Raw genomic sequence first — 24435 nt, forward strand, 5'->3', positions numbered from 1 at the left:
ATAGATATTACACTTATCTGTCATATTAGCAACTGAGTTTTGTAGGATTTATTCTAAAAAATTGACCACAATCACAAACTTATCTCTTGACAGTCATTTGCATAAAACACTGTCTATACAGCAAGTTAATCAGAAAATTTCAATATTTTGTGCATGCACAAAACTCACATCTAAAATTTCACTTTGCTAAATTTTTGTGCATGCACAAAACAACGCTCATAATCAGACTCAAATTTGTGCATGCACAAAAATTTGTACTCATCTAACAAAAAACATCATCAGTCCTTGATACAAATTTATATCATATCTATGATACAGAAAAGTGTTATTTTTAAGAGGTTAAAAATGGCTATCAAAACCAAGCACTATATCCCCAACAAACAACGTTATCAGAACTATGTAAATCGACTAAAAGAACAAGGTGGCGCTATAAAGAAAATATACTTTGAGAAAGAAGAACTGGAACAAATAGAGCAATTGAAAAATAAACTAATGCTGTCCGACAAAGCAACCGTGTCAGATATTGTCAAAGCAGTCATACTTATTGCATCAGAAGGTGAATTATATACATCTAGTGGAATAGTTAATATTTCTGCACTGACAACAATAAATAAAGCATGAATGATGACCAAACAGCAAAATAGAGTAATCAGTAAAATGAAAACCGTCACATCCGTGATAACGCTATCCAAACCTAGCTTCTAAGACTCGACATATCATACCGACAAAAATAACGTCGAATAATAAAGAACACTCAAATCAAATAATCAATAATCCTCAGCGCACATCAGCTAAACGACACTTCCCCTGCGGGGGGCGGATATACAATAGTACCGAATGACGCTAAAACACGTTGCGCCGTCCTTCTCGAACACCCAGCCATCGACGCAACAGATAATGACGAAATAACACTTGTTCCCCGTGAGAGTAATGTTTGAATAGCATTAAATATTGCTATCCTATTGCGCTCACTTCTCTTCCTGGCTGAATTGATCCCTGACTCTATTTGCCTTTTCTTTATTTCATCGACAGTTAAACCAAGTGACACATTCCAGCGTTTGGTTTCACCTAATAGAAAATCAGGAATAGGGATACCGGCCCCTGCAAAATACTTCACAAGCGTTGACTTCTTATACCTATATATGGTTTTTACAGCACTCGATAAATACTGTTCTAGCTCACTTGGAGTCAGTCCTATATGCTTATCGTTAAGCTCTCGAATTAACTCCCAAGCCTTATTAATTGACGTAATGCGGCGTAGTGCAACAAAGGCGATAAACGCAACGCTATCACGCTGACCTGACTTAATTCGCTTAGAACTTCTGATAAAGCTGGATAGGTGCCAATAGATACGGCTCCACCAATTAGCAATACTGTGTCTAGCCGGTGTACTGTTTTCTGGCTCCGTAGATCTTGGTAACGGTGTCTCGTTGGGAACTACTGATGCACTTACCCGTATTGATTCCATCACTGTTGGCGAATAAACAACATCCAACTTAGATGCCAAACTTTTGAAAGAATATTGTTGTTCTGACAACCAAATCTTAACGCGCTTCCCGCTAGCAGAATGCTTCGAACCTGGTAACCGTAAAAACCTGGTCATGTCATGGGATGCACCTGTATCTACATGCCATAGATCACCACCAGTAAACCTATCAGTAAGCTTCTTAGAGATAGACTCCCATGCTAGTTTCTGTGCGGGAAAAGCATCTATCATTTCATAGAACCAATATAGATGAAGACCTCCTGAGCCACTCTCTACAATGGCGTTAGGGGTTGGTGTACCTGAAGCCGCCACCTGCTGCAATACCTCATCAAGAACCTGCTGAGATTCACTGGCAGTCAGCATCCGTTCAATAGAAGTATCTATCTCGACATAGTTTGCACACAGCCCTGATAGCAGCGCTTTTTTACGCCAATCAAAAAACGTATTGGGGGTAAAGTAGAGATCTTCATCTGTATTGGTTTGAAGGTAGAAAGAAGATAGAGAAGAGATAACTTTGCGTTGCCGCTTAGTTTGACCTACAGGGACATATAAATGGCGACCGTTCTCATTCGAGTTACGCCGCCACAACCACCGGCAGTATTGGGAAGGTGTTAAGCCGCCAAGAGCATCAAAAAATGCACCTGGAGTCTCTTCGTAATACATATTTGTATCACATGTAAAGCTTTTTGCGGCCAAAACCATAACATTTACCCAAAAATATTGGAAATGTGGTAGTGCCGCACTTGGTTTACCCAAGTTTTTTGCTATAATGACCCTAAGCCTCGATTCTGTGCCGTCGCCAAACAGAGCAGATTCGAAGTTAAATGGAGTATGTTTTATAGCGCGGTAACACTACCGCCAACTTTCACGCCCCTGATGAAAATCAGGGGCGTAATATTTTGTGCTTTATCTAATCGATAGATTTACCCATCAAGTAATGAGCCTCCGGTAAGCGTTCCTCAATATAACGCTGTGCTGCGCTGACTGACGCAAATCGCCTTGCCCCAACTTTAGATTTATCGCTATAGCCATTGGTTAGCAAACGAGCATTATCGCCACAGAGCGTTTTAAAATGGATCTCCCACGGACGCAAGAAAGTAGTAGGATCAAGAACGATGTCGAGCTGAGTAACGAAACGTTCCTCAACGAGCAATTTAGCCGTCTTAAGTGACCAACCATAGCGCATGCGATCTCTCCCCAAAAACCCATAAATATTACTATATTGAACCAATTAAATATAGCATAGTCAGTAAAATATGCAGATTTCTGGATCGAGGATCATTCTATGGCTAATGAACAAACTAACAACGTTCGAATGATGAAGCATGTAACGCTTGAACGGTTAAGTAAGGTTATTGCGAATAATCTGAAACTACTCGCTAAATCCAGAAACCTCTCTCTTTATGAGCTACAAAATCAAATAGTTGGGGCTTTTCTTCTTAAACATGCAGAAACAGAAATAAGATACGTGCCATCAACCCATGATGATAAAAATCGCTATAATGTATTCGTAAGTAATAGCGTGTTTGCTCAGATCCAAAATCGAGGTATCGAGGATCAAAAGAGCAATGCAGAGATTGTTTACAACGCTATCATTTGTTATGCCAGGGTCAACGGACTGAACAATAAGTTGCTTTAATGCACAAAACTAAAACGCTAATAGCAACTAAAAGTATAGCTATCATTCCTGCTTTTAGGCAGTGATAAGGATACATCACAAAATAAAACAACTACAACAAAGGAAATCATATGGGTACGCCAAACGATCATTTAAAATTCTTTAGACTTCGAATTGATGAAGATATCATAGAAAAAATTAATCGTGAAACGCAAATCAAAGATGGAATGAAGCAAGACCTTATTTCTGATGCTGCTGATTGGTTCGCAACACAACGTAGTAAAGGGGAGATTCCCCCTCGCTATTTCGCAAGTCCAACGTGTGCCGAATATGAACCCATCTGGATCAGAAAAGAAACTGCAAAGAGAATTCAAGAACTTGCAAAAACTGATGGAACAAATGCTTCAAGAGTTCTTTATACAGCACTTGCAAGATATGTAGAAAAAAAGTGAAAAAAGCCCACTCCTAGAGTGGGCTTTTTTGTGCTCCCTCCCTCTCAAAAACCTCACCTATTAATTCCAAAAACACTCTTCAAATTTTGAATAACTAATGATGATACAAAAAAGTTTCATAAAAAAATGAAATGATGTTTGCCTGAAGAAATGAAGTAGCTATAATCACCCCATTGATGATACAAATTTATATCATGAGAATGGAGGGGAAATGAAAGGCAAGGCAACACTCAAGATAGCATTTGTTGCAGGGATAGGGGTTCTATCGAACGCGGCCCTTGCTGATACGATCATTCAAAAATGGTCTGGTGAGTTTTTGATTGTATCCAATGCCGAAGCAAAACGAATTTTTGATTTGAATCTGACTGGATTTTTAGAGCTACCCACACTGGCTGACCGACCTACAGTGATTACAACTCCTCGTAAAAGTACATTTTTGAAGAGTGACAAAAAGAAAAGCGGAACAGTTATCGAACATAAAGATACTGATTCTATTTTTATTCGTTTGGAGCGTGAAAATGCAAATTAGCAAAATGTTTAAACCTGCGTTATTAAGTCTATTTATTCTCTCCGGTTTTGTGCATGCACAAAACGCATCTGGTGTAGCAGCATTGAATGCAACCGAGACACCGGCATTTAAAAAGCTTCAAGAAGCTCAAGCTGGTTCAATTGCTGAAGTTAAAGCCGCGCAAGATGAGTTTAAACAGACTTTTTCTCAAATGAATTTCACTAACTTTGCTGAGTCTCCAGTGAAAGGAATTTATGAATTACATACTGGCGGCAATGTTATTTATTTCACCCCTAAATCGGAAGACCGAAAAGGGGTAATTATTTTTGGTGAGATGTGGGATTCAAATGGTGTAAGCCTGACGAATGAAAGCAAATTAAAAGCAATCAAAAGTGAATGGAAAAAACTTCCAGTGGGTAGTGCTATTTCAATCGGTGATAAAAATGCACCTTCCTATTATGAAATAACTGACCCTGATTGCCCTTACTGCCATTCCTATCATGAATGGATAAAAGATTACGCCAAAACTAATCCTGTACAACGCAATCTTATCTTTATGTTAAACCCTGGTCATCCAGAAGCACCGGCGAAAATTGAACACATCATTTGTTCTAAAGATAAAGAACAGGCAATTAACGATATGTTCGAACAAAAACCCGTTGCACTTGAAAAATGCCCCGAAGCAAAAGGCATTATTCAACAACATCAAGACATCGTTAAAGCATTAGGTGTGAACGGTACACCATCATTTGTATTTGATGTTAACGAAGAACCTGAACTCATCGTTGGATTTAATAAAAGTAAAGTTATGGAGGCAATAACTACAGCAACAGACAAAGTAAAAGCTAAAGCCAACGAGTTAATAAAACAAAACTCGCCCCAAAAATAGTAATAACCAATAAACATCTTTGAACTTAAAACTAATCTACGTTAAGGAATTAAAACATGATTTTATCACTAAGCACACATGTTCACGAGAATACGCAATCTACTTTTATTAAATTAAAAACTTGGTACTTAAGTCTTAACGCTCCACAGCGGTTTACCTTGGGTTTATTACTAACGTTGATACCTACGGTTGCAATGGCCTGGACAGCTCCCACAGCAGGTGACTTTGGTTATCAAATTTATGATGTAGGCATCAATAAAATTGCCAAAGGCCCAATAGGTTTTGCCGGTGGTGCTTTCCTTATTGCTGCGGGTGCAATGAAAATCAATGAATCATGGCCTAAAGCAATTGCATTCGTGTTGGCGGGTTCTTGCTTAATCAAAGTAGAAGAATTAACAACTTCACTCGGCGCTCTTATTCACTAAAAATTCAGAGGTAGCTATGGATTATAATGGCAGATTATATAAATACCCCCACTTACCAATTCAGGTATTTTGGTTTGACCGTGATGAGTGGTTGTTATTGATCGCATCATACATTGGTGCTATGCAAATTGGTGGTATTAGTTATTTTATTTTTTTTACCGCCACAACCATAGCTATCTCTATTAAGCGTAGTCATGGTCGAGGATACTTTCGCCATTTCCTATATAAATTTGGATTAGTTGAATACAAATTATATCCAGACTCCACCGCTGAAAAATTTGACGAGTAAGGGTATTCTATGAGCATCGGGAATTTTAAATTCAAGCGTAATAACGAAAGAACTCGTCAAAGAGGGATCGCAATTAATGAATCTCAGCGAGATGAAGCAGATAAAAAGAAAACTAAATTTATTCTCTACGCCATTTTGGTCTTAACAGCGCTGACATATTACGAAGTCAGTAATTCGGCGGATAACGCAAAAATCGTTATTGCACCTTTCGCTAGCGTAGATTCTGGTGATTTTTGGGTGACCGGAACAACAGCATCAGAGAGTTATGTTAATCGTATGGCTAAACTGGTCACCGCCTATTATGGGACGGTTTCGCCCACCACGGTGAAAAACTCTAACGCTTCTCTCCTGGCGATGGTTCATCCAACAAGAAGTGAAGCAATGAGGAAGAAATTCAACGAACGAGAGAAGAAGGTCACTCAGTTTACTACTGTCTCATTTATTACTGAATTAAACCCTGAAAAACCAATCCAGGTAACGACTAACCCTGAAGTTGAATATAAGGAACATGGCTCTCTACCTGTTTATCGCATGGATATCCCTGTTACCAAAAGAAAAATCATTGGTGAGACATCTCCAAATCCTGAAACAGCAAAATACACCGTAGATTACACCATCGAATCAAATCAATTTTGGCTGCTTGATATAACGGGCTTATAAAATGAATAAACTACTCCTAATTTGTGCTCTCAGTCTTACCTCTGCTGTGGCGACGGCAAAAGTAAATAACATCAGTACCCAACGGGTTCTTCCTGAAGTCTCGACCACTGTTACATTAAGCAACCGTGATGTTAATCGCATTGTTTGTGAATCTGGCGAAGCTGTGAAGCCCGTTTTTAGTAAAGAAAAACCCATGAAAGTAGAAATTGGTGCTGACAGAAAAACCTTCTTTGTTAAGTTCCTATTTCTACAGAGTGCGGGAGGAAACCAATATTACTCCGAACCAACAGAATTATACTTAACCTGTGGTAACGCTACATTTGAACTTATTATTAACCCACAACATGAAGCTGCCAGAAAGGTTTTATTGGGTTCAGGAACAGCCAATACCATTAAAGAGAATCAAAAGTTATTTTCAGCCCTGTCTTTGGAAGAAACTGCAACGCAATTATCAATTAGCGTGATGAAAGATGCTAACGATTCTGGTCTTGGACTTCCTCCAACCTTTGAACAGCAAGCAATAAATGGCAGTTGGGAAAAAGCATCGGCTGATCGTCGCGGTGTAGCTGTTCCTATCGAATTAAAAAAAGACAGAGAAGTGAATGTTGAAGGAACAGGTTTAAAAGCGACTCAATTCACCATTCGAGCCTTACGTAATGTTCAACTATCAGAAATGATGTTTTTAAATACTCGCTACGGAAAAAATATATTCGCCATAACATTAGAATCTTTGTCATTAAGTTCAGGGCAAATGACTTCGCTCGTTATTATTGAAAGGGAAGGTCTATGATGAGTAACAAAAATATAGTTGAGAACAATAAAACCACCCTTTTGGATAAGTCTAAGTCTTGGTATTACTCTAAGTCTTCAGCTGACAGAAAAAAAATCGTTAAGTATGGCACTATTGCCAGTTTCATAATTATTATCTTTGGTTTCTACTACGCTTCAGGTAAGGCCGAAACAATAAATAAGCCAATACCTAAAACATCAGTTGTTGCTGATATAGCCGAAGATAAGTTATTAAAAGATGATGTTGTCGCACAATTGCAAGGCGATATAAAAGATAGTAATGCAAAAATCACTGACGATGTAGCAAAAAAAATACAGGACATGATCAATAAGGGGGAGTTTAAACTTGCTCCCACACCACCAGTAAACTTAGCTGAAGCAAATATTTCTCCTGTTAAAGAGAATAATGAACTGGGTTCAACTACTGGAAATCCGGTTGAATTTTCATATCCTCAACCCTTAAGTGAGTCTTCACCGGTATCTTCAGACAATAGTACACCGGTAGATGGGACTACGCCGCCCGATGCTGGCCCTATTTGGCTAGGTGATATTGCGATAGATAACAGTGCATTTACCCAGCCTCCGGCAGAGGTAAATACCGAAAAAAAGAACCAGATCCAGTTGCCGGTTGGATTTATGAAAGCCCACCTTTTAGTAGGCGTTAATGCGTTAACCGGCGAATTTGGCGCAGAAAATCCCCAAACAGTAATGTTTAGGGTTCAAGCACCGGCGCAATTGCCTAACTTCATTAAAATGAATCTTTCTGGTTGCTTCTCTGTGGCTAACGTCACCGGCAACCTATCGATGGAACGTATCATTGCACTGCCAATCAGCATGCATTGTATAACCAGAGACAAGAGGTTCATCGTTGAAGGATCAATAAAAGGATTTGTCTCTGATCGTGATGGTAAACGTGATATGTCCGCTCGTGTCGTTTCCCGTGCGGGGCCATTGCTTGCTTCTACTATATTTGCAAAAAGCATTGAGGGTTTTGCTAACGTAGTTGGCTCACAAGGTGTTACCCAAAACGTCTCCGCTTTAGGCTCCGTGAATACCATTAAAAATGAAGATCTCGCTAAGACGGCAGCAACACAAGGTTTAGCCGGTGGCTTAAGTGAAGTCGGGAAATATCTATTAGACCTCGCCAAACAAACAGCACCAGCCCTGGAAACAGGTTCGGGTAAAGATGTCATGTTGTTTATTCAAGAAACCGCAACGCTTGAAATTAAAGAAGTTCGGATTAAATAACTCAATTCAAATAGGGTAACAGTATGAAACTCATTAAGATCGCAATTATTCTTCCTGTATTGATTTTATCTGGATGCGGTATTCTTCCTTATCACAATGATTTCGCCTGTAAATTAGAAGATGGATATGGGAAATGTATTTCCTCAGCTGACGCATATGATGAGGCGGTTACGGGTATTAATAAAGGCAAGGAAATCACAGACAGTGGAGTAAAGGATGACCCAAAGGCATCTGCCGCTAAAGCGGCTACCGGTGCTACTGCCGCCAATAGCTCTGTGGCCTATGACAAATATCGTGACCGTGTTTATCAGCAACTCACACAATTAATTGCGCAGCCACAAACACCGGTAGTGAAGCCAGCTAAAGTGGTCAGAACTTTAATTATGTCTTACTCCCCGAGCATGGACGGTTCTGTTGCCTATATGCCTCGCTATGTTTTCTCTATGCTTGAGGGTTCTCAGTTTGTCCTCACTGGCTATCAATTACAAGCAGACGCTCAATCACCCGAGTTCTTAATGGGGGCGAAATAATGTTAAATGTAATTGGGGATTTAATGGATAAGTATATCTTCTTACGTAATCATACTACGGCAGATAATATCCTTGACTTAAATGATCGAGACTCTCTTTCAAGCTTTCTTCCATTTGTTTCTTACAAAGAAGAAATAGAAACTGAATCAGGTGAGAAAATTAAGTCAAAAGCATTTTTTAATATCGATAACACAATAGGTTGGATTTGGGAATTAACTCCGCTGCCATTTGTCGGTGAAGATCAGCTTGGCAAACTGCACAATATTGTTAAAACACGTTACCCCAAAGGCACCGTAGGACAATGGATACTTTATCCTGACCATAATTTAGACGATATACTTGATGAGTATGCCGCCTGTCGCGTTCAGGGTGACCCTATTACCGATATGAACGTTAAAAATACCACTCAATATTTACGTAATGGTGCAGAGAGTGGTATTCACCCCCAGATGAATGGTATCCCTGTTCGTAATTTTCGTGTTTTTTATACACTAAAATGTGAAGAGATGATTAGGGAAGATTTGCTCTCCTCGATTGAGCAGATCTTTGACACCGCAGGTATGGCCCCGCGTAGACTTGGGGCCACCGAACTTATTCGCTGGATGAGTGAGTTTTTCTGCGGAAAAAAATTTTCCGGTGAGTACGATCCACAACGACCACTCGCTAAGCAGATGATGTCTAATGATCCTGCTTACGACCGTTCATTTGACAACGATGGATATCATGAACCCCTACAAGATTTTTCTGTAACACCCAATATCCTTGGTCATCGCTACGGTACATGCCTATTTCCTAACGTTATTCCACAGAAAGACAATAACCCACTTCGTACTAACGAGCTATTCGGTGGGTATAAGGGGGTTATTGATGATCGGGGCCAGATTAAGTACCCATTCCTTTATACACTCACCATTATCTACGATGATTTGCAAACTGAGATTGCTAATAAAGCGTCTCAAACCATGTTCCAGAGAGTTGGCGCTGGGTTAGTCTTTGCGCTAAAAGAACGCATTAATGAATTTTCTCAAATGCAACAAACTCTCGCTCAAGGCGGTGATTTTGCCTATTTCATTCCACAGCTTTGGGTTTTTGGTAAGACTAAAAAGGACGTTAGGGCCGCTGTTTCTGAGGCTAAGGACTTATGGGGAAATCATAAATTTGAGTTAATGCCTGAGACTAACATGTCCAAGGTGATGTACCTAACTGCACTACCTTTCGGCTTTTATAATATAGATAACAATCTAAAAAACATGGATCGCTTCTTTTTTTCTGATTATGAAAATATTGCCCGATTCTTACCAGTTCAGGGCGACTTCAGGGGGGGCGGAAAACCAATACAAACTTATATTGGCAGAAAGGGACAGTTTATTGGCCTGGATATGTTTGATAAACGTGTCAACTCTCATAACTTCTATGTGGTGGCTGAAACTGGTGGTGGTAAGTCATTTTTACTTAATGACCTACTTGATTCCTACGCATCATGTGGGGCAAAAATAAGAATTGCGGATCTCGGGGCTTCTTATAAAAAGCTAACTCATATACGGAAAGGACGGTATATAGACTTTGCCTTAGATAAACCAATGTGTATGAATCCTTCTGATTTTTATGCCAAAGATATTGAAGACCTTGAGCAAAGTATATCGGCAGCAGTAATTATTTACTCTTCCTGTGCTTATTCATTTACTGGTCAGACTGTAAATGAAGTAGAAGCCAATTTACTTGATCAAGCTTGCCATGCAAGCCACAAAAAAGGTAATCAAGAAAGCGGCGTTGACGATATCATTGCTTTTTTAAGAAGTGGCGAGTGGAAATCAGGGCAAGATATATCCGCTTCAGCTGTTCAAGAAATAGAGAGCCAAGCACAACACTTAGCATTCCAGTTAAAAAGTTTTAGCAGCATTGGGCAATTTAAAGAATTTTTCATTGGAAAATCTGAATTTAATATTTCTCAAGATGAATTTGTCTGCGTCGATTTAGAGAAGTTGAAAAGTCAGAAACAATTATTCTTCCCTATGATCATGCAAGTTATGAATGCCATGACCCAAGACTTGTACCTTTCTGATCGCAGCCAAAAAAGTTTTATTCTGTTTGAAGAGATTGCCTCAATGGTTAAACAGCAGGGTAATATTTCTATGGACGGACTCGCCTCGATGGTTGAAGAAGGCTACCGTAGAGCACGTAAATATCGTGGTGCATTTGGCATTGTACTTCAATCCCCACTTGATCTCTTACTGCTAAAAGGGCTGGGCCAAGTTGCGCAAGCTAACGCCCCGTTCAAGTATTACCTTGAATCTAAAATGTACGCTGAAGCAGTATCAAAAGGCGTCCTACCTGGTATTAAAGGTGGCTTCCCACTCACACTCCTAGAATCAGTCAAAAATGCACGTCCTCGCTATGGTGAGGTCTTCATTGATAGTCCTTTAGGAATGGGCGTAGCGCGTCTTTGCGTCGATAAATGGCGTTATTGGATTAATACCTCGGACGGTGATGACGTAGCCCAATACAACACTCTTATCCAGCGTGGATTCCAACCTGTGGATGCTTTGCGCCAGTTATCCGGCGTGACGCTATAAGATGAGGTTCAGGATGAATAAACTTTCAATAATCATATGGGCGGCCTTGCTGCCCTGTTTTTTTGTGCATGCACAAAAACAAGAAAGCATCAGTAAAGCCTCACAAGACAAAGTTGATTCAATTGCCAATGATATTAGCGGTGTCGTCAAAGGTAAAACCAACTCAGCTTCAACTATTAATAACTCCTTATTGAGTCCAATGAACGGACAAGGCCAGATGTCTACTTTCGATGGGAAACAGTCATTTGATGGTAAGGCGGTCTGTAAAGGTACATCTGAGTTTATGAAAATGCTGGTTCAACCAGGCGCTGGCGGTGACGTAACCATTCTGAATGTTATGCAAGATACCAATATGGACGGCAAGCTTGATATCACAATGGCCCCTAATTGGAACGTATCCGCAGTATGCTCCAATGGGTTTATGACTTGTACTGACCCCAATAACACTACTACCTGTACATCCTGGGCGTGGACTGCTGACAGTAAGAGCTACCAGTTAGGACGCAAGCGAGTAGCCCTAACAGATCTGGGTGGTTGTTACTGCATCAATAATAAATGCGGCAGCAATTTGGCTTGGACGAACATGGGGCAAATTCTCCGTAACCTTGGCGGTGGGGCGTCTCAAGCCTTGGCTGCTGTCAATCCTTGGTACACCCTTTCTGATGTCAAGATTGACGGTGTTATCGCGTCATTTGTTGGTGGTGACGCGGGTTCATGCAATGTTGGCGACTCTACCGGCTTCTTTAACAGCCCCGATGGTTCCCAGCTACTGACATACCAGAACAACGAAACAAAAATGAAGGACGATGCGGCTAATTCAACTCAAAGTTCTGATGCGTATAAAGCCATCGTTAATGGCAGTTTAAACCCAAATGAAACTTCTGAAACCCGACGTTGCGAAGTGCGCCGTAATGTTGGCATCGATGAGCCAACTCTAGATGAAATCATCAAGTTTGATGGCGGTGAAGGGCAGGTAACTCAATGCGGAACCGACTGTCTTCAGTTGGTACTGGGAAGACTCGGCAACGACTACTGGCAAGGTAGTTGTAGCTATTATGAGGTTAAAAGTAATTTCATTTTAAAAGATCCCTCCCGTATTAAAACAGCAACCTTAATCAATGCCGTATTTGATGACTGGATGCAAGTTTGGGTAGGTGACAAGGTTGCATGGAATGGCCCTTACGGTAACTGGACTGATGCTGGCCCCGTGCCTGGGGCATGTGAGCTAGTGACAAGTTGGAACGTAAATCCAAACATGGATTTTGCGCAGTATATGAAAAATCCTGGCCCCCTTCAGTTCAAAATCCGTGTTGAAGTTAGCGGGGCGGGAGAAGGGTATGCATTGTTACGCGTTAAGACGGATATGAGCTGCAAATTAGGAGCTGAATCTATTTCTGATACTTGTACTGCCTATGAAAATGACTCGACCTGTAAGCTGGTAGAGGAAGAAATTGACGGCATCAAGTCATTTATTGGTGGCATAAATACTGGCCTTAAGCCCTTATCACAAACACACAAGATAAATGGTAACTTCTGTAGCATTGAAGTTAAACGCGATTGGTTCACTAAAAAGAGAGTCTATCGTTGCAATACAAAAAATGATTACGATACATCTAAAATTATTGAGCGTAAGGGATATATCGAAGACAACGTAAAACCGGATCACTATAAAGACAAAATGTTTTCAGAAAATGGAAAAGTCACATTAGGTGAAGGTGATTTATTTTGGCCTAAATTACCTACGGTCAATGAATGCGTCAATGTCTGTAAAACGAGAAAAGAGAAAACCACCCCTGATATGTCAGTCTCTGGTCAAGTTGATAAAAATAAAACTCCAGGCCAGAAAGTATATAATTATTACTATCACGAATGTGGGACTGATAATAAATGTGTAACCGATTTCGATGAGGATGTAGTTAAAGCCTGTCAGTGTATTAATGAGTTTGCAGAAGCAGCAGCTATTATGCAAACAATGCGGCAAGCAGGACAAGACATGATATGTAGCTCAGGCGAAATAAAAAACCCTAATGGCACTCCTGTGGAATCAAATTGAGGCTGGCATGATTAAAATATTTCTAATCGTATTTTCTATATTATTTTCCAGTGGTTCGCTTGCTGCTTCAAATCTTATTTGTGGCATTGACAAAAATAATGATGGTTACTTAGGAGATGAAGGTGAGACAGCAACTTGCATCGGCAATGACCCAGGTCTCTGCCCCATTGGGAAACTGTCATGTGACAAGTTAGATCAGAATATCGCTGTACCGCCGAACAAAGTTTGCCCAACAGGTACGACTCTGCAAGGTTCAATGTGTATTGGTCAGTCATCTTGGAATGAGTATTACGTTCAATTAGCCTCTTCTATAACTAGTCAAAAGCCTAATAGTCCATTTCAACCTATAGTATGGGCGGCTAGCTATAATCCTAGTTCAGATTTTTTTGATATGTATAAGAGTAGCCCTAGTGACTCGGCACTGGTTGGTTCAGGCCAAGAGTTCAACGTTTATAAATCAACATCTAACTGTATAATGTGTAGTGACTTAATATTAGATTACACGAAATATTTTACTGCTAAGCTTGGTAAGCATATGTTTACTGGTGGTTCCAATACTAACTGGTATTCTATTCTGATTAAAAATGGTAATCCAACATCATCTTCGCCAGTTATTGACTGTAAAATTGCCGGATATACAGAAAAATACGGATTTATTGAATACAATGCTCAACAAGATAAATGCATTTTTAGCAATGTCACTTATACCTGTCCTGTCGGTAATGGCAATGCCTGTGTTAATGATGGTTCAGGGTATTCCTGCTCTCCAAATAAATGCATTAACGTTGATATTAATAAACCCATTGATGAAGGTGATATTAACGGCGGTATGTTAGTTAACGATGGAAAGAAAACTGAAGACGGTATTTGCCTTGACCAATTATATATTTTTTCCGGTCGGGGCCAACGTTGTTTGCCTTCTGGTATGTCAACGGGATACAAAAATTGCTGTGCAAATAAAGGTAACGCTTTACAAGATAACGCAGGTTCACTGGTTACAATAGCTGGCGGTATGGCTACGATAAGTAAAATGTATGACGTCGCACAAAAAGGATATCAAGCCTATAACGCAGCAATTACCGCTGGCAAAACCGTTAGCCAAGCTTCTACTCTCGCCGGTTCTGCTATGCAAGGGCAGATGCTTGTTGCTTTTGACCCAACCAGCCTGGCAATCAGTGTGGCACTCCATTTTGCGATGGAATACTTCATGCAAGCTTGTGACCAAGAATCAATGGAAACAGCTATGCTCGCCAGCAGCGGCTACTGTCACTATGTTGGTGAATATTGTAAGAAGAAAGTCCCTTTGCTGGGCTGCGTTCAAAAAGCAGAAGCATACTGTTGCTTTAACAGTATGCTCGCGCGGATTATCCACGAACAAGGCAGGCCGCAGCTCAGCACTATCGGTGATTTTGGTACGGCTAAATCCCCTCAATGTCGCGGATTTACCCCCGATGAATTCCAATCTGTTGATTTCTCTAAAATCGATTTATCGGAATACATTGAAGATATGACCAAGAAGGTTACAGACCAGATTCAAGGCGAGATAAGCGAAACTATCAAAGACTTTTATGATAAAACAAATTGATTTCTAGGACTTGATATGAAAATGAAACTCAAAGATTTTTATTATCAAATAAAACCAGATGTGAGTATTGATAGTGCTTGCATCATTTCTAATGTCATAGATGAAATATCAGCAGTCAATACTACGTTTGATACCAATTCTAATGATCTGGTCGATATGGCAGAGGCCCATTCGTCAACCTATAGAAGCCTTTCCATTGAACAAACACGAATGGTTAACTCCGTATTTAACATACCTTTGTTTCTATAGAACGCACCTAAGATAGACTAAAAAAACATGCATCACACAGTAAGGGATACATAAAAAACATGTATCCCTTACATAAATGAATGATACAAATTACTATCAGTAATCTCATTTTTAAACTATGATAAATATATATATCATAGTGAAATGAGGGAAGTATGAAATCATCACTCTCAGTATCGGCTTTTTTCGTGGCGATGCTGCTATCTTCACATGTTGAAGCCTCACAGAACGTTATCGGTCAACTTTATAGCATCAGTGAACCCGATGCTTTGGAACAAATTCAAGAGCGTGTTGCTAACGTCGATTGGCAAAAAGAACTCAACAAAGATCGTGAAAAGTGGGGCGCATTCAAAGGGGTTCCACTACCAACCACTCAGGAAGATAAAACTCGTAAGGTGATACCGTTCTATTCTGCACCTTTTGAAGTGAAAGATAAGGATGGACGTTTACTATTTCCGAAAGGCTACACTTTTAACCCACTGGTACATGTTCGACTCCCGCAACGTTTAATTATTGTAGAAAAAGGACAAGAAGACTGGCTTAAGTCAATAGCAACTGAATCTGACATGATCATTTATGCAAGTGGTGACGTTATTGAAGTTAGCCAGCGTATCGGTAGAAATGCCTTCATCCTCGATAAGAACTTACAACAACGCCTTGATATCAAAGTTGTCCCTTCCATCATTCAACAGGAAGGGGAGCACTTAATCATTCAAGAGTTTTCTAAACAGCATGTTGAAAATGCTAAAGATAAGGCTCTGCTTGATTTTAATGGCAAAAAACTGGCGTGGTCAGTAGTCGGTTCGGTAATGGATTTCTTAGTCTCTCCCGCACACGCAACCTGCAAATCATCATTTATAAACCCAATTACAGATATTAGCTGGAGCTGTATTTTCCCCATGCGGATAGCTGGGGTACAGGTTGTTGGCGGTGAAGAGAACCCCTCGAATAGTCAAAGTCCTGTTTGTGTCTGTAAAGGGGCCGCACTCCCGATGATTGGCCTTAAAACTTCCTTTTGGGAACCTAAGCGCATAATCGATACGGTCAGTGACCCTTATTGCATGATGCCGCTAGGAACTCAACTGAGTAAACCCGTGCCTGGCACTCTTGCCGGCGGCTACATCGAAACCAATACCAGTAAACGCGTATTTCAACAGGCACATTACTTTATTTTTCCTGCCTGGAAAATTTTGAATATGTTCTATGACATCCCCTGCCTAGATGACGAAGGTTTTGATGTCGCCATGATGACGGAGATCTTACCGCAATGGAACAATGAAGCACTCAGTCTGATTATTAACCCTGAAGCCCTGCTTTTTGCTAATCCGGTGGCAACAATTGCCTGTTCTGCCGATGCAATCGCTGGCACTTATGGCATGCCTCTTAATGCATTGTTCTGGTGTATGGGGAGTTGGGGGAACGTCTATCCTCTGTCTGGTTCGATCACTAGCACCGATTTCGTCGAAGCTAATGCTGGTATCGCTGCTCGCTCAATTTTCACTATGGGCCGGTTAGGTTTGTTGTGGAATACCTCAGATGATGGCTGCTATCGCGAACTGGCCCCTATCTGGAAAAAAGACCGCTTTAAGTTACAGCTTATGAGGCCAACCCGCGCTAATGCATGTCTGCCTATAGGACGTGAGGGTTTGTTATGGACTGGCGGCAAACATGACCCACTTAAAGATAATTTCATGTGGATGATGTTTGAAAAGAAAGATTGTTGCATCAGGGCTTACTAATGAAAAAACTATTGATCACCATATCGTTAGCGCTAACGACTAATTTTGTGCATGCACAAGAGATTGCTCTCTCACCTGAAATGATGAAAGCGGCACAATCCGCAGTTGATCATCGGGTTAGCAATAAAGAAATGAACAGTTTTGCCGAAAACATAGCTAGCTACTCCAAATCATCAGAATTTAAGCAGCAGCAACAAGACCTACAGCAGCAGGTTTTTAAAACAGCCGGTTTAGACCCTGATAAACAGCAACAAGAAGAACGTCCTGAATTGGTCAAAGACCAACTGGTGCTATTTGTGTCTAGCAGTATGCCTATCCATACCCTACGAAACTATGCGCGGGATTTGTCTAAAGTCGGGGGGTTATGGTATTACGAGGCGCGGTTGGTGGAATTAGTCGTATTGCCGACACCATGAAGCTGAGCCGCGAGATCCTGGCGGTTAACCAGACCTGCGATACAACATCATGCAAAATGTGGTCAACTCAAGTTCTGATTGATCCGGTTCTATTTAAAAAATATGACATTAAAGTTGTTCCTGCGCTGATCTTCCAGCCAGATATGAATATTAATAGTTATTGTGATGGTCTGGAATTAATGAAGAAAGCAGAGACTATTATTTATGGTGATGCCTCTATTGCTAAAATGCTAGAAGCCATGAATCGAATCACTCCGAATAAAAAGTATGAATCACTTATCAAAGTCATTCGGGGGCTATAATGGATACTTATAATAGAGAATACTTTAATGTCATGATTATTATTTCAATCATGTTTATTATTTACTCTGCTTTCAAATATATCAATATTCCACTGACCAGTAGTGTGTTACCCCATGCCTTTATTAAAACGGGTGTTCACCCAAAGCAAGCGGGTGACTACGTTATTTTCACTTTAGAGCACCCATATTTACCTCACGTTAAAGATCAACTAACCAAGCGAATTGGTTGTATCGAAGGGCAAAGGCTTGAGCGAATTAACCAACACTTCTATTGCGATGGTCAGCTTATTGCCATTGCTTTAGAACGTGATATTCAAGGGGCGCCTCTCCCCGTATTCTCTTTCACTGGCATCATACCTGCCGGTAAAGCTTTTTTAGTTGGTGATACTCCTAATAGTTTCGATAGCCGCTATTGGGGGCTTTTTGATATTCAAAAAACAGAAAAACTCATCCCTATTATTTGAATCATTGTGCATGCACAAAAAAGGAAAAATCATGAAATTCATCAATAAATCTATTGCTAAAGCATTATTAGTCACGGCCTGTTTTTCTTTTGTTTTAGCAACCACAGGATGCGCAACGGTTCTTACTGAGAAATCTGTCGCAGTCACCATTCATAGCAATCCAGAAGGTGCCAACGTTTTCAGAAGCGGTGAATTATTGGGGCAAACACCACTGACTGTTGAGGCGACCCCACGAAGCTCTGTCTTCTCCATCACTAAAGAGGGATACGAGGGTGAAGTGTTAATGCTGGAAACTGGCGTCAACCGTGCAACGCATGGCAACGCCGCTGTATTCCCACTGTTTCCTATTACTGATGCGGTTGATTCAGTCACCGGTAACTATCAGAAAATCGAACAGACCACTGCAACCGTCACTCTAAAGAAAAAGTAAGGAAATAAGATGATTAACTCACTTATCACTTCAGTTTTCAGCCTATTTGTTAGCTTTGGCTCTTCTGGCGCTGCGCATGCTTCTATGCCTAATCAACTTTCATTACCTGAGTCTCTTCAACCATCATCGCTGATTAAAACACCAAAACGTGGTCTTTTTTGGTATGACGTACCGACAAAAACAGAAACAAAATCTGATGAGAAATATCCACGCCCAGCCATTCCCTCAGCTGAAGCGCTATTTCAAATGCATCCTAAAGAACTAAAAGCCCTACTGGATGACACCTTAGATTATGCCGTCTTCAAACTGTCCCCTGAAGCCACAATGGACTATTACAAAGTCCTCGATGTTGCTCGTCGCAAATCATCTGCTTTTACCAACCTTACGGGTTTCGTGATGCTGGATAAGCCAGAATTGAACGCCGCTCAAGACTACCCCATTACCAACCCTGGTAACGCAGAGAAAAAGCGTCGTACTGACAATGATGTGACCAAAAAATTGCAAGCTGCCCGTGAAGAATACGCGTTGTTGTTCTTCACTCAACCTGCATGTGGTTTCTGTGTCCAGCAATCTCAAATACTTGAAAACTTCCAACGGGAGTCGGGCTGGATTATCAAAGAAGTCGATATCATAAAAGAACCTCAATCGCGCACAAAATTCAATATTGACCGGACGCCGGTGACTGTATTGATTCGCAAAAACGGCGACTCAAAACAATGGATGCCGGTTTCTGTTGGTGTGGATTCTCTTAGCAATCTACGGTCGAACATTTACCGCATCACTCGTCTATTTGGCGGTGAAATTAAGCCGCAGCAATTCTATACAAACGAGCAGCAGCAAGGCGGCTTCTTTGACCCTTTAAAGCGTCAATAGGGAACGGTCATGATAAATATTAAGAAAATAGTAATTCTTACTCTGACCAGCCTATATATCACCGCTGCAAATGCTGATAATTGGGCTGATAAATGGTTTGATAATGCAGTCTATGATACGCCTAGCTCATTTGAGTCACAAAAGCGTGGCTATTACACTATGGGGGGCTTCTCTGCCCGTAACAATTCATCGACTGATTACCCTATAACAATCTCCCCGCCCAAACTTAGCGTTGGTTGTGGTGGTATAGATGCATTTTTAGGGGGGTTCTCATTCCTCGATCCTGATTATCTGGTAGAAAAAGCACAACGTGCCATGCAAGCAGCTCCGTATGTTGCTTTTGATATGGCCCTTAAGACAATGTGCAAAGAGTGTGCAGATACACTCGGCAAAATTGAGCAGATCACTAACTTCCTAAACGGTATTCAGCTGAATGAATGTGCTCTGGCAAAACCTATTGCGACCGCTGCAATTACACAAGATGCCGAAGCTTTAAAAGGTCTTTGGACTGAAATGACCGGCACGAAAAGTTTAGATGAAGCTAGTGATAGGCTTTGGACGGAATCGACATCAAAAATTAAGGCCAATGACAATAAGCCAACTCAAGACCTGAAGAGCATGATTGAAGGCTGTCCAGCTGAGTTCAAAGACCTAATGCAACATGGCTCTATCGTCGAACGGGCCGCGCAGAAAGTAGGGCTTGGTAACTACGCAGATACTATCCGTGGGTATCTTGGGGATGTCTGGATTGAGTCTAAGACCGCTGATCGTATTCCGGTAGCCGTCTCTATACCAAGTTGCCCTCAAAACCAGAAGTACAGCCTCGATGATATGTTAACGGGCCGCTCTTTTGTCAAAACGATTAATAAACAGTGTGTTCCTTCCAGCAGTAAGCCTGTCAGAGATATTGTTTTTGCGAAAATGCAAAAAGTGCTGAATAAAATGAAAGCAGGGCAAGAGCTAGGGACGGATGAAGTTAAGTTTATTAACTCCACTAATCTGCCTGTTTATTCAATTCTTAAACAAGCGATTACCAGTAAACAAGATGATGTCATGTTGAATGTTTTGGCTGAATTAGTTGGATTGAATTACTCGTATTATATTTTCTCTGACTTATATCGGAATACCCAAAGTGCTTTTGACGCTGTTAACGAAATGATGTCATCCCCGCTATCTGATCCGAATAATGCGAAGAAACCATGTCGTATGGATTTATTCGCACCGGCGCTATCAAAGTTTGGCGATCTTATTCAACAAGCCAGAGATAGTAGCGTCAAAGTTGAAGCGACCTATAACAGCCGGTTACAAAGCTACATGCTGAATTCCGGCTTTATCGAAACATTTCGTGAGCAAGAAATGCGAGATCAGCGGCAACGTGCAGGGGAGCTAGCGAAATGAAGCCCTATCTGTTGCTACTCATCATCCTGATTCCTAGCGTTAGTTTCGCATCTCTGGATATGGAGTACGTCGTCCAAGGCGGTTTCTCTACTGTGGTTAATGCCTTTACACGTATTAAGTTCATGTTTAATGACCGCCAATACTCATCATTGATGGCGGCAATGGTGGTATTTGGGATCGTTTCTGGACTCATGTACCGCGCAGCCAAAGGAAGCATAGAACTACTAGAAACCGGCAAGGGTAATATGGGGCTAGGTTGGTTAGCTTACACCTTGATTGGTACGATGATATGGTTTGGTTTGATGGTGCCGAAAGGCACCATACATATTTATGATCAGACTCGTAACCAGTACCAGCCGGTAAGCGGAATTCCCGATTTTATAACCTTTGTCGCCGGTGGGACGAACCTGATTTATCAGGCATTTACTAACATGGCGAATACCAACACAGCCACGACCACGCGTTTCAGTGGTGAAGGAATGCCAATCAAGGTGCTGATGGCGCTCATGACACGCAACGGCGCATCATTTGATCCCTATATCAGTAAATCAATAACCGAAATGTGGCGACAATGTTCACCGGTTGCTGAAACCAGAGGGTTTGACGCTAATAATTTAAAAACCGGTAATACTACATTTAATATCGTCACCACGTTAAGCGCTCTGCGTAATCCTGCGGTCTTTACTACCTGGTACTCAGCAGCTGACCCTGGAGGTTCAACCGTAAGTTGCACCACGGCCTACAGTAATCTTCAAAGCGCTATGGGTTCCCCAACAACCTACGATTCTCGGTTGAAGGATATCTGTTCCAAATTAGGCTATAACTCCGCAAATTCGGCTTCATATGTCGATTGTAAAGGACGGATGGAAGACACATTGCAGACTGTGTACGGAAACACCACCCTGACTCTTAACGCCGCGATCGGGGGGGTTATGGTATCTCAAGCAATCAGTGATGCCTTAGTACAACAAAACCCTGAAGTAGCCGGAACTATGCTGGCTAACCGCTCAATGGTTAACTCTGCGTTATCGGATGCTTCAACCAATCCAGAATGGCTAACAACCATAATGGCTGGGGTGATGGCAATTATCCTTTCCATGACGCCGATGCTAATACTTCTGGTTGTCACTCCTTTGATGGGCAAGGCGTTAACTCTATTACTCGGTATGTGGATATTTCTTACTGCGTGGCAAGTAGCAGATACGCTGTTGTTACAAGCCTCCACTGATGAAATTCTAACGGTGATGTCGGAAGTAAAATCAATGGGCTTCGGCTTGGATGCTATGCAATTAGCACCAACCAGTGCACAAAAAGCCATGACAGTTCTAGCTTCGGCCCGAACTAACGCGATCTATATTGCGACATTGTTTGCTGGGATTTTCGGGGTAAGTGCATATGGACTTACATCATTCGCCGGCAAGTCGATGCAACAACTTGATCGGGCCAGTAATGAATCAGAAAGAAGCCTTACTAATGAAGGTCGCGGTGGACTTATCGAAGGCGCGAAATCGGGGCTGGCTTCACAAAAAGCCTATGCTGATATTGGTGATATCGACATGATGGCCAGAGGGTCGGCAACTGGTGAGCTAAGTTCAATTAAATCCAATAATGCACAAGTTGATGCACTTGGTGGCGATCTCAGTTCAGCAACGACAAGAATGAGCCAGGTAAGCGCCGGTGCTGCTACCGGTAATGTGCGGGGAACAGAACAGGCCACACAACCTGGACAATCGGCCTTTACTGCTGCATCTGAAAGTTCTTCTGTATCGACACAAGGAGACATTGGTCGAAACCGTGGAGTTGAAGACTCAGCTTCAGCAATGAATATGAGTGTCACTGATCAGGCCACTTACAACTCAGCTATCGGTAAATCCACTGAAACCGGTGAGGCCAAAGGGACTGAGCAAGCCTTCGGCTCGCTGGATAACATTGGCAATAAAACCGCATTTAATACCGCTGTTAGTAAAGCCACTCAAGCTGGTGAATCTAAAGGGGTTATGGATGCAGCGGGTAATAACCTCAGCAATGTTGAATCTCGTCAGAGTGAAATTAGCAGCGTAAGAAGCGCTGAGAACATCGGTGAAGCCAGAGGTACAAGAGATGCCTTTGGTTCTCTCAGTGGCATAGAGAGCAGCACACAGTTCAATACGGGTGAATCTAAAGCTCAGGGGCTGGTTGATAATCAGCGCCAGCGTGATCAAGTCGAAACAATCAGTGCTGAAACAGGCAGTACAATACCTGAAGCTCGTAGACACTTATCTGACGCTAACAGTGCTCCCGTTCAAGCTAGCTTGGCAGCTAACGGCTATGACGGTCAGAAAGTAATCGACACGGCAACCTATGATGCTCAACAGCATGTGGCTTCACAGCATGGCGAACGAGCAGCATTTGCCGAGCAGGGAGTTGTACCGCAAGAAGTTGCCGGATACACCGGCTACAAAGAAGGCTTTAATACAGTGGCCTCCAATGAAACAAACCGCAAATTGTCTGACGCTATGGACGGTGAAGATAATCGAGCAAGGGCTGAAGCCGGTGCTAACCATCATATGGCACTTAACAAAGATAATGCTGAAGGGCTGCATAAGGCTGGCATTATTAATGAAGAACAGCTCAATAGCTTAGACAGTGGCGGTCGGGCCGACTTCTCAATGATTTCCGGTAAAGATGGCAATGTGACTGGAACATCCGCTGTTCATTCAGGACAAAGTACCAGTGCAGACAGTAGCGCAACTTACAATAGCCAGAGCAGCATTAACCAAGGGCTTGATGCCGGTTCTGCCGTGAGCCAACGCAACCAGCTGTCTACAAAAGAGGGCGTTCGTAATCTTATCGATCAAAGTGAACGTAATTCACCAAAATCAGGACAGTTTATTAATGATTTGGCGCACTTCAGTGCTGAATCCTTAACGCCATTTACCAACTCAACCAAAATGGATAGCGTACATAAATCGGCAAGTACATCACTTACCGGTGGAACACCTGGCTCGGGTATTCTTGGATTCGGGGCCAGTGCTACAGCAACAGTAGAAGGGTCTACAACCGATCAAGACCATTACAATCAAAGAGCCGGACAATTTAAACACCAGCTCGAATCGATGTCTCAAGCAGGTATGGCAGAAGCTGATAAGCAAGGCTTGCACGGGGCCGATAAAGATAATTACGTCAAAGATTATGTTGCCGACAACTATTCTCAATATTACCAACAGGAGTATAGAAATTCAGCGAATGAGACAATGAAGGAGTCTTCAGGATCAGCCCAAGCTGGGCGAGATAAAGACTATAATCAGCAAAACGGATTATATTCACAGCCAGGCACCTACACCGCTCCTGATAATTATCGTTCATTATCAGCACAAGAAAATGCACATATACGTTCACAACAGGGTGAAGGCCAATTAGCCAGTGATAAATTTGAATATGGTCAAGTACCACAACAAACAACCAGCGTAAGCTCCAGCG

Annotated in this window: 25 protein-coding genes; 23 read left to right on the plus strand and 2 right to left on the minus strand. The window is 41.6% G+C overall.

What is annotated here, in order from left to right; all coding sequences use genetic code 11:
- Nucleotides 1-345 precede the first annotated feature (345 nt).
- Entirely contained in the window at nucleotides 346-621 is a 276-nt protein-coding gene (locus HRK25_RS19950) for a hypothetical protein (protein ID WP_005278699.1), read from the plus strand.
- 166 nt (nucleotides 622-787) lie between these two features.
- On the opposite strand, the gene HRK25_RS19955 is transcribed toward HRK25_RS19950, so the two are convergent.
- Both HRK25_RS19955 and HRK25_RS19960 read right to left on the minus strand, forming a co-directional pair.
- Complete coding sequence (locus HRK25_RS19955; RefSeq protein WP_152411981.1) at nucleotides 788-2242, minus strand: hypothetical protein; 1455 nt, start codon at nucleotides 2240-2242, stop codon at nucleotides 788-790.
- A 154-nt stretch (nucleotides 2243-2396) separates the two neighbouring features.
- Nucleotides 2397-2672, minus strand: a complete 276-nt coding sequence (locus tag HRK25_RS19960) for a hypothetical protein (protein WP_012291424.1) — start codon at nucleotides 2670-2672, stop codon at nucleotides 2397-2399.
- A 99-nt stretch (nucleotides 2673-2771) separates the two neighbouring features.
- On the opposite strand from HRK25_RS19960, the gene HRK25_RS19965 reads away from it, so the two are divergent.
- The 22 genes from HRK25_RS19965 to HRK25_RS20070 all read left to right on the plus strand — a co-directional run.
- On the plus strand, nucleotides 2772-3125 hold the full coding sequence (locus HRK25_RS19965) for a hypothetical protein (protein WP_032898791.1): 354 nt from the start codon (nucleotides 2772-2774) through the stop codon (nucleotides 3123-3125).
- Between the two features lie 110 nt (nucleotides 3126-3235).
- A complete protein-coding gene (locus HRK25_RS19970; protein ID WP_012291420.1) occupies nucleotides 3236-3556 on the plus strand; it encodes a hypothetical protein in 321 nt (106 codons plus the stop codon).
- 211 nt (nucleotides 3557-3767) lie between these two features.
- Nucleotides 3768-4085, plus strand: a complete 318-nt coding sequence (locus HRK25_RS19975; RefSeq protein ID WP_005278707.1) for a hypothetical protein — start codon at nucleotides 3768-3770, stop codon at nucleotides 4083-4085.
- Entirely contained in the window at nucleotides 4075-4953 is an 879-nt protein-coding gene (locus HRK25_RS19980; RefSeq protein ID WP_152411982.1) for a DsbC family protein, read from the plus strand. Before HRK25_RS19975 ends, HRK25_RS19980 begins: the two co-directional genes overlap by 11 nt.
- Before the next feature lie 56 nt (nucleotides 4954-5009).
- Nucleotides 5010-5378, plus strand: a complete 369-nt coding sequence (locus HRK25_RS19985) for a hypothetical protein (protein WP_050413712.1) — start codon at nucleotides 5010-5012, stop codon at nucleotides 5376-5378.
- A 16-nt stretch (nucleotides 5379-5394) separates the two neighbouring features.
- On the plus strand, nucleotides 5395-5667 hold the full coding sequence (locus HRK25_RS19990; RefSeq protein ID WP_005278716.1) for a hypothetical protein: 273 nt from the start codon (nucleotides 5395-5397) through the stop codon (nucleotides 5665-5667).
- Nucleotides 5668-5676: 9 nt separating this feature from the next.
- Nucleotides 5677-6327, plus strand: a complete 651-nt coding sequence (locus HRK25_RS19995; RefSeq protein ID WP_005278718.1) for a TraE/TraK family type IV conjugative transfer system protein — start codon at nucleotides 5677-5679, stop codon at nucleotides 6325-6327.
- Between the two features lies 1 nt (nucleotide 6328).
- Entirely contained in the window at nucleotides 6329-7117 is a 789-nt protein-coding gene (locus HRK25_RS20000; RefSeq protein WP_012291411.1) for a TraK domain-containing protein, read from the plus strand.
- Complete coding sequence (locus tag HRK25_RS20005; protein WP_244262477.1) at nucleotides 7114-8364, plus strand: TraB/VirB10 family protein; 1251 nt, start codon at nucleotides 7114-7116, stop codon at nucleotides 8362-8364. Before HRK25_RS20000 ends, HRK25_RS20005 begins: the two co-directional genes overlap by 4 nt.
- A 23-nt stretch (nucleotides 8365-8387) precedes the next feature.
- Nucleotides 8388-8894, plus strand: coding sequence for a TraV family lipoprotein (locus tag HRK25_RS20010; RefSeq protein ID WP_005278726.1), 507 nt, complete (start codon nucleotides 8388-8390; stop codon nucleotides 8892-8894).
- Nucleotides 8894-11467 (plus strand): TraC family protein, encoded by a 2574-nt coding sequence (locus HRK25_RS20015; protein ID WP_032898795.1) that lies wholly within the window; start codon nucleotides 8894-8896, stop codon nucleotides 11465-11467. Before HRK25_RS20010 ends, HRK25_RS20015 begins: the two co-directional genes overlap by 1 nt.
- Before the next feature lie 13 nt (nucleotides 11468-11480).
- A complete protein-coding gene (locus HRK25_RS20020) occupies nucleotides 11481-13520 on the plus strand; it encodes a conjugal transfer protein TraN (RefSeq protein ID WP_032898796.1) in 2040 nt (679 codons plus the stop codon).
- Nucleotides 13521-13527: 7 nt separating this feature from the next.
- Entirely contained in the window at nucleotides 13528-15105 is a 1578-nt protein-coding gene (gene traN, locus HRK25_RS20025) for a conjugal transfer protein TraN (RefSeq protein ID WP_005278736.1), read from the plus strand.
- 15 nt (nucleotides 15106-15120) lie between these two features.
- Nucleotides 15121-15354 carry a hypothetical protein gene (locus tag HRK25_RS20030; RefSeq protein WP_032898797.1) on the plus strand — a complete coding sequence of 78 codons (234 nt, stop codon included), beginning with the start codon at nucleotides 15121-15123 and terminating at the stop codon, nucleotides 15352-15354.
- 155 nt (nucleotides 15355-15509) lie between these two features.
- Nucleotides 15510-17093 carry a TraU family protein gene (locus tag HRK25_RS20035; protein ID WP_005278740.1) on the plus strand — a complete coding sequence of 528 codons (1584 nt, stop codon included), beginning with the start codon at nucleotides 15510-15512 and terminating at the stop codon, nucleotides 17091-17093.
- Complete coding sequence (locus HRK25_RS20040; RefSeq protein ID WP_173361795.1) at nucleotides 17093-17509, plus strand: hypothetical protein; 417 nt, start codon at nucleotides 17093-17095, stop codon at nucleotides 17507-17509. Before HRK25_RS20035 ends, HRK25_RS20040 begins: the two co-directional genes overlap by 1 nt.
- Nucleotides 17506-17811: a TrbC family F-type conjugative pilus assembly protein gene (locus tag HRK25_RS20045; RefSeq protein WP_254451386.1), complete on the plus strand. Its 306-nt coding sequence runs from the start codon at nucleotides 17506-17508 to the stop codon at nucleotides 17809-17811. The genes HRK25_RS20040 and HRK25_RS20045 overlap by 4 nt, the downstream gene beginning before the upstream one ends.
- Entirely contained in the window at nucleotides 17811-18275 is a 465-nt protein-coding gene (locus HRK25_RS20050) for a S26 family signal peptidase (RefSeq protein ID WP_050413699.1), read from the plus strand. Before HRK25_RS20045 ends, HRK25_RS20050 begins: the two co-directional genes overlap by 1 nt.
- 31 nt (nucleotides 18276-18306) lie before the next feature.
- Nucleotides 18307-18705 (plus strand): PEGA domain-containing protein, encoded by a 399-nt coding sequence (locus HRK25_RS20055; RefSeq protein ID WP_050156618.1) that lies wholly within the window; start codon nucleotides 18307-18309, stop codon nucleotides 18703-18705.
- Between the two features lie 9 nt (nucleotides 18706-18714).
- A complete protein-coding gene (gene traF / locus HRK25_RS20060; protein ID WP_005276900.1) occupies nucleotides 18715-19578 on the plus strand; it encodes a conjugal transfer protein TraF in 864 nt (287 codons plus the stop codon).
- Between the two features lie 9 nt (nucleotides 19579-19587).
- Nucleotides 19588-20976 carry a conjugal transfer protein TraH gene (locus tag HRK25_RS20065; RefSeq protein ID WP_005276901.1) on the plus strand — a complete coding sequence of 463 codons (1389 nt, stop codon included), beginning with the start codon at nucleotides 19588-19590 and terminating at the stop codon, nucleotides 20974-20976.
- Nucleotides 20973-24435: conjugal transfer protein TraG N-terminal domain-containing protein (locus HRK25_RS20070; RefSeq protein ID WP_173361797.1), on the plus strand; the 3463-nt coding region annotated here is incomplete at its 3' end. The genes HRK25_RS20065 and HRK25_RS20070, both read left to right, overlap by 4 nt.

The sequence above is a fragment of the Yersinia bercovieri ATCC 43970 genome, assembly GCF_013282745.1.
Classification (GTDB): domain Bacteria; phylum Pseudomonadota; class Gammaproteobacteria; order Enterobacterales; family Enterobacteriaceae; genus Yersinia; species Yersinia bercovieri.

Bases quoted from the DNA above. Each gene is read 5' to 3' on its own strand.
- HRK25_RS20035 (WP_005278740.1), top strand. From the start codon at position 15,510: ATGAAATCATCACTCTCAGTATCGGCTTTTTTCGTGGCGATGCTGCTA.
- HRK25_RS20020 (WP_032898796.1), top strand. From the start codon at position 11,481: ATGAATAAACTTTCAATAATCATATGGGCGGCCTTGCTGCCCTGTTTT.
- HRK25_RS20015 (WP_032898795.1), top strand. From the start codon at position 8,894: ATGTTAAATGTAATTGGGGATTTAATGGATAAGTATATCTTCTTACGT.
- HRK25_RS19970 (WP_012291420.1), top strand. From the start codon at position 3,236: ATGGGTACGCCAAACGATCATTTAAAATTCTTTAGACTTCGAATTGAT.
- HRK25_RS19965 (WP_032898791.1), top strand. From the start codon at position 2,772: ATGGCTAATGAACAAACTAACAACGTTCGAATGATGAAGCATGTAACG.
- HRK25_RS19960 (WP_012291424.1), bottom strand. From the start codon at position 2,672: ATGCGCTATGGTTGGTCACTTAAGACGGCTAAATTGCTCGTTGAGGAA.
- HRK25_RS19980 (WP_152411982.1), top strand. From the start codon at position 4,075: ATGCAAATTAGCAAAATGTTTAAACCTGCGTTATTAAGTCTATTTATT.
- HRK25_RS19950 (WP_005278699.1), top strand. From the start codon at position 346: ATGGCTATCAAAACCAAGCACTATATCCCCAACAAACAACGTTATCAG.
- traN (WP_005278736.1), top strand. From the start codon at position 13,528: ATGATTAAAATATTTCTAATCGTATTTTCTATATTATTTTCCAGTGGT.
- HRK25_RS19985 (WP_050413712.1), top strand. From the start codon at position 5,010: ATGATTTTATCACTAAGCACACATGTTCACGAGAATACGCAATCTACT.
- HRK25_RS20010 (WP_005278726.1), top strand. From the start codon at position 8,388: ATGAAACTCATTAAGATCGCAATTATTCTTCCTGTATTGATTTTATCT.
- HRK25_RS20050 (WP_050413699.1), top strand. From the start codon at position 17,811: ATGGATACTTATAATAGAGAATACTTTAATGTCATGATTATTATTTCA.
- HRK25_RS19990 (WP_005278716.1), top strand. From the start codon at position 5,395: ATGGATTATAATGGCAGATTATATAAATACCCCCACTTACCAATTCAG.
- traF (WP_005276900.1), top strand. From the start codon at position 18,715: ATGATTAACTCACTTATCACTTCAGTTTTCAGCCTATTTGTTAGCTTT.
- HRK25_RS20045 (WP_254451386.1), top strand. From the start codon at position 17,506: ATGAAGCTGAGCCGCGAGATCCTGGCGGTTAACCAGACCTGCGATACA.
- HRK25_RS19995 (WP_005278718.1), top strand. From the start codon at position 5,677: ATGAGCATCGGGAATTTTAAATTCAAGCGTAATAACGAAAGAACTCGT.
- HRK25_RS20000 (WP_012291411.1), top strand. From the start codon at position 6,329: ATGAATAAACTACTCCTAATTTGTGCTCTCAGTCTTACCTCTGCTGTG.
- HRK25_RS20030 (WP_032898797.1), top strand. From the start codon at position 15,121: ATGAAAATGAAACTCAAAGATTTTTATTATCAAATAAAACCAGATGTG.
- HRK25_RS19975 (WP_005278707.1), top strand. From the start codon at position 3,768: ATGAAAGGCAAGGCAACACTCAAGATAGCATTTGTTGCAGGGATAGGG.
- HRK25_RS20065 (WP_005276901.1), top strand. From the start codon at position 19,588: ATGATAAATATTAAGAAAATAGTAATTCTTACTCTGACCAGCCTATAT.
- HRK25_RS20005 (WP_244262477.1), top strand. From the start codon at position 7,114: ATGATGAGTAACAAAAATATAGTTGAGAACAATAAAACCACCCTTTTG.
- HRK25_RS20055 (WP_050156618.1), top strand. From the start codon at position 18,307: ATGAAATTCATCAATAAATCTATTGCTAAAGCATTATTAGTCACGGCC.
- HRK25_RS20040 (WP_173361795.1), top strand. From the start codon at position 17,093: ATGAAAAAACTATTGATCACCATATCGTTAGCGCTAACGACTAATTTT.